Here is a 5,799-nt window from a genome sequence, read left to right as displayed (position 1 = left end):
GTTCTACGCCATGTTCGAGGTCAACCCGGACGACCCCAAGGACAAGAAGGTCGTGCGCCTGGACCAGTACCCGGTGGCGAGCGCGCGCATCAACGACCTGATGCCCAGGCTTCGCGAGGCGCTGCTGGCAAGCGACACGCTGAGGCGGCGCCTTTTCCAGGTGGAGTTTTTGACCACGCTCTCCGGCGAGGCGCTGGTCACGCTGATCTACCACCGCCCGCTGGACGCGGACTGGGAAGCGCAGGCTCGCGCGCTCGAGGACGAGCTCGGCATCATGATCATCGGCCGCTCGCGCAAGCAGCGCCTGGTGCTGACCCGCGATCACGTCTGGGAACGGCTCACCGTCGATGGCCGCACCCTCGACTACCAGCAGGTGGAGAACAGCTTCACCCAGCCCAATGCCCACATCTGCCAGGAGATGCTCGGCTGGGCGCGCGACGTGACCCAAGGGAGCCAGGCGCGGGATCTGGTCGAGCTCTACTGCGGCAACGGCAACTTCACCCTGGCGCTGGCCGAGAACTTTCGCCGCGTGCTCGCCACCGAGATCTCGCGCACGTCGGTGGCCAGTGCCAACGTCAATGTCGCCGCCAACGACGTGGCCAACGTCAGCGTGATGCGCATGTCGGCGGAGGAGTTTTCGCTGGCGCTCAAGGGCGAGAAGAGCGGGCGGCGCGTGGCCGAAATGGACCTTTCGAGCTACGACTTCTCGACGGTGCTGGTGGACCCGCCGCGCGCCGGGCTCGACGAGGAAAGCTGCCGGCAGGTCAGCGAATACGAGCAGATCGTCTATATTTCATGCAACCCGGCAACGCTTGCCTACAACCTGACCCAGCTTTCGCGGACCCACGACATCGAGCGCTTCGCGCTGTTTGATCAATTTCCCTTTACCCACCACTGTGAGTGCGGGGTGCTCTTGACGCGGCGCGAGCGTTGATGCCGAAGCGGCATACTCCATGAGAAAGCTGGCAGGTGAATAGAGCGGCGCGGGGCAATCGCGTAAGCTACGCCATGATGGCCTAAGGGCCCATGATCGTTCGTTTTTTTGGCCTCTGATGGGGCTTGGGCAATCGAGGTGATGGATGCACTACGTTGCGAGTGAAGAGAGTCGGCAGGATCTTTTGAAACAGCTGCAGGAGCGCCTTGAGTCGAGGCTCGGCACCGAACGGGCGGCGCGTGTCGAAGCCTTCGCCCGCCACTTTTACGCCACCGTGCCGGTCGAGGACCTGGTCGATCGCCGGCTCGACGATCTCTACGGCGCTACGCTCTCGATCTGGCAGTTCCTGCAGCATCACGATCCGGACAGCCCCAAGGTACGCATCTTCAACCCGGACTTCGAGGAGCACGGCTGGCAGTCCAACCACACCTTCGTGGCGGTGCTCCACGAGGACATGCCGTTTCTGGTCGACTCGGTGCGCATCGAGCTCAACCGGCGCGGCTTGACCGTCCACGCGATCCAGAACGCGGTGTTCGCCGTGGCCCGGGACGCCCGCGACCAGCTCGAGACGCTCACCTCGCCGCGCGCCGAGAACGCACCGGAAGCGCGCGAGTCGCTGATCGTGATCGAGGTCGACCGCCACACCGACCGCGAGTCGCTCGCCAGCATGGAGGAGAAGCTCAACAACGTGCTGCGCGACGTGCGCACCGCCGTGCACGACTTCGAACCCATGTGCGCCCAGATCACCGCCGCCATCCAGGAGCTCGAGAAGAACTGCCCGCCGCAGATCGACCCGGACGACCACGAGGAGGCGATCGCCTTTCTCGAGTGGCTCCTGAAGGACAACTTCACCTTCCTCGGCTACGACGAGTACCGCCTGGAGGAGGGCGAACTCAAGCGTGACCCGCAGAGCGTGCTGGGCGTGTTCCGTCTGAACCAGGCGCGCTATCGCGAGCGCATCCGCGCCGAGGAGGGCCAGGACGAGAACGGCTTCGTGCTGGTGCCGCAACTGCTGTCGTTCGCCAAGAGCGCGCACCACAGCCGCGTTCACCGGCCTACCTACCCGGACTACATCACCGTCGACCGCTACGACGACGACGGCAACGTGATCGGCGAGCGGCGCTTCTTCGGCCTGTTCACCTCGACGGTCTACAACGAGTCGCCGCGAAACATTCCGCTTCTGCGCCGCAAGCTGAAGGCGGTGATGGACATCGCCGGTTTCAACCCGCAGGGCCACAACGGCAAGCAGCTCCTGCAGGTGCTCGAGGTGTTCCCGCGCGACGACCTGTTCCAGATCGGCACCGAGCCGCTTGCCGAGACGGCGCTGGGCATCCTCAACATTCGCGAGCGTCGCCAGGTGCGCCTGTTCATTCGCACCGACGTCAGCGGCAAGTTCTACTCCTGCCTGGTGTTCGTGCCGCGCGACGTGTTCTCGACGGACCTTCGCCAGCGCATCCAGTCGATGCTCTGCGACGAGCTCGACGCGCGCTTCGGCGACTTCAATACCTATCTCTCGGAGTCGGTGCTGGCACGCATCCAGCTGATCCTGCGCTTCAAGGGCGACGCCCCGAGCGACTATGACCTGAAGCACCTGGAGAAGAAGGTCGCCCGGCTCTCGCGCAGCTGGCGCGACGAGCTCCAGGAGGCCATGCACGAAGGTTTCGGCGAGGAGCGCGCCAACGCGTTGATGGAGCAGTTCCAGCACGCCTTCTCGGCGAGCTACCGCGAGGACTTCAACGCCCGCACGGCGGTGTTCGACATCCAGCACCTGCTGGCGCTGCAGGGCGAGCAGGGGCTGTCGCTGTCGCTCTACCGGCCGATCGAAGAGCAGAACGGGGGCATGAACCTCAAGCTCTACCACCGCAACGCCCAGATTCCCCTGTCCGACGTGCTGCCGATGATGGAGAACCTGGGCCTTCGCGTGCTCGGCGAGCGGCCCTACGACATCAGCGGCCCCGACGAGCGCTACTGGATCCACGACTTCGAACTCGAGCACGGCCGGGCCGGCGTCGACATGAGCCAGATGCGCGATACCTTCAGCGAGGCGTTCAAGCGCATCTGGGCGGGCGAGGCGGACAACGACACCTTCAACCGGCTGGTGCTGGGCGCCGGGCTCGACTGGCGCGAAGTAGCGATGCTGCGCGGCTATGCGCGCTACCTGAAGCAGATCCGCTTCGGCATGTCCCAGGACTACATCGCCGCCACCCTCGCCAACTACCCGAAGATCACCCACGCCCTGGTGGAGCTTTTCACCACGCGCTTCGACCCGAGCCTGGAAAACCACGACACCGACGACTGCGAACAGCGCCTGCTGGAGCAGCTCGAAGGCGTGGCGAGCCTGACCGACGACCAGCTCTTGCGGCGCATGATGGAGCTGATCAAGGCAACGCTGCGCACCAACTACTACCAGCGTACCCCGGAAGGCGGCTTCAAGGACTACATCGCCTACAAGCTCGAGCCCTCCAGGGTGACCGGCATTCCCAAGCCGCGCCCGGCCTTCGAGATATTCATGTGCTCGCCGCGCGTGGAAGGCGTGCACCTGCGCGGTGGCAAGGTGGCCCGCGGCGGGCTGCGCTGGTCGGATCGCCAGGAGGACTACCGCACCGAGATCCTGGGGCTGGTCAAGGCGCAGCAGGTCAAGAACGCGGTGATCGTGCCGGTGGGCGCCAAGGGCGGGTTCGTGTGCAAGCGCATGCCGGAGAACGCCGACCGCGAGACCCAGCAGAAAGAGGGCATCGCCTGCTACCAGACCTTCATCCGCGCGCTGCTCGACGTCACCGACAACCTGGTGGGCGGCGAAGTCGTGCCGCCCAAGAACGTGGTGCGCCACGACGATGACGATACCTATCTGGTGGTCGCGGCGGACAAGGGCACGGCGTCGTTCTCCGATATCGCCAACGAGATCTCGCTGGAGTACGGCCACTGGCTGGGCGACGCCTTCGCTTCCGGCGGGGCCAACGGCTACGACCACAAGAAGATGGCGATCACCGCTCGCGGCGCCTGGGAGTCCGTCAAGCGCCACTTCAAGAACCTGGACCTGGACACCCAGCAGGACCCGTTCACCGTGGTCGGCATCGGCGACATGGCCGGCGACGTGTTCGGCAACGGCATGCTGCTCTCGGACAAGATCAAGCTGGTCGGCGCCTTCAACCACCTGCACGTCTTCATCGACCCGCACCCGGACCCCGAGGCCTCCTTCGCCGAACGCAAGCGGCTGTTCGAGATGCCGCGCTCGAGCTGGGAAGACTACAGCCAGGAGCTGATCTCCAAGGGCGGCGGCGTGTTCAGCCGCAGCGCGAAGTCGATCACGATCTCCGAGGAGATGGCCGAGGTGTTCGGCATCGAGGCCGAGAGACTCTCGCCCAGCGAGCTGATCAACGCCATGCTCAAGGCCAAGGTTGACCTGATCTGGAACGGCGGTATCGGCACCTACGTGAAGGGCTCCGGCGAGACCGACGCCGACGTGGGCGACAAGGCCAACGACAGCCTGCGCATCAACGGACGCGAGCTCAACTGCCGCGTTGTGGGCGAGGGCGGCAACCTCGGCTTGACCCAGCGCGGGCGCATGGAAGCCGCCGCCAAGGGCGTGCGCGTCTACACCGACTTCATCGACAACGCCGGCGGGGTCAACTGCTCCGACCATGAGGTCAACATCAAGATCCTGATCGACGAGGTGGTCACCCGCGGCGACATGACCGAGAAGCAGCGCAACGAACTGCTGGCGGACATGACCGACGAAGTGGCGGACCTGGTGATTCGCGACAACTACCGCCAGACCCAGGCGATCGATCTCTCCGAGATACTGTCGCGCCAGGGCGCGGGGCCCTACCGGCGCTTCATCAGCGAGCTGGAGAACGCCGGCCAGATCGACCGCGAACTCGAGTTCCTGCCGTCCGACGAGAGCCTCAAGGAGCGCGCCGGCAACAGCGAAGGCATGCGCCTGCCGGAGCTTTCCGTATTGATCTCCTACGCCAAGAGCACGCTCAAGGGCGACCTGATCAAGTCCGACGTGCCGGATGACCCCTACATCCATCGCCACCTGGAGAACCTGTTCCCCTCGGTGCTGGTCGAGCGCTACCCGACCGAGATGTACGAGCACCGGCTCAAGCGCGAGATCGTCGCCACCCAGGTGGCCAACGACCTGGTGGATCGCATGGGCATCGTCTTCGTGCGCCGGCTGATGGACTCCACCGGTGCGGGCCGGGCGGACATCGCCCGGGCCTACGTGGTCGCCCGGGATGCGTTCAACCTCAAGGAGCTGTGGGGCCAGATCGAGGCGCTGGACAACCAGGTGCCCAACCGCGTGCAGTACGCCATGATGCTCGATTTGATGCGCATGGTGCGCCGCGCCACGCGCTGGTTCGTGCGCCTGCACCTGGGGCTCTCCACCCAGGACACCATCGAGTACTTCGCCCCGCGCCTGGCCCAGCTCCAGGAGGGTATCGGCGATCTGCTGAGCGGCGAGGAGCTCGCGGCGTGGCGGCAGCGTCGCGACGACTTGATCGAAGACGGCGTGCCCGAGGCGCTGGCCTCGACCGTGGCGGCTTCCAGCAGCCTCTACGCCGGGCTCGGCATCATCCACGCCGCGCGCGCCACCAACGAGAAGCCCCAGCGCGTGGCGGAAGTGTTCTATGAGATCGGCAATCGCCTGGAGCTTCCCTGGATGACCCACCAGGTCACCCAGCTCGAGGTGCGCGACGCCTGGCAGGCCCAGGCCCGCGAAACCTTCCGCGACGACATCGACCGCCAGCAGCTGGCGCTGACCGTGAGCGTCTTGAAGCTCGACGCCGGCAGCCGCGACACCCAGGAGCTGGTCGAGCAGTGGCTCGAACAGCACGCCGAGCTGCACCGTCGCTGGCGCCGCC

2 protein-coding genes are annotated in these 5,799 nt (G+C 65.6%); both read left to right on the top strand.

All coding sequences use genetic code 11. The features are described 5' to 3' along the window. On the top strand, positions 1-934 hold a 934-nt coding region (gene trmA, locus BIS11_RS09540; protein WP_253585972.1), incomplete at its 5' end, for a tRNA (uridine(54)-C5)-methyltransferase TrmA. A 145-nt stretch (positions 935-1,079) separates the two neighbouring features. Next, positions 1,080-5,799, top strand: a 4,720-nt coding sequence (locus BIS11_RS09535; protein WP_253585971.1) for an NAD-glutamate dehydrogenase, incomplete at its 3' end; no start/stop codon positions are given.

Source organism: Halomonas sp. 707D4 (genome assembly GCF_024158685.1).
Lineage (GTDB): Bacteria > Pseudomonadota > Gammaproteobacteria > Pseudomonadales > Halomonadaceae > Vreelandella.
The sequence above is the reverse complement of the archived record's forward strand: the minus strand, read 5'-3'. Positions and strand labels throughout refer to the sequence as shown.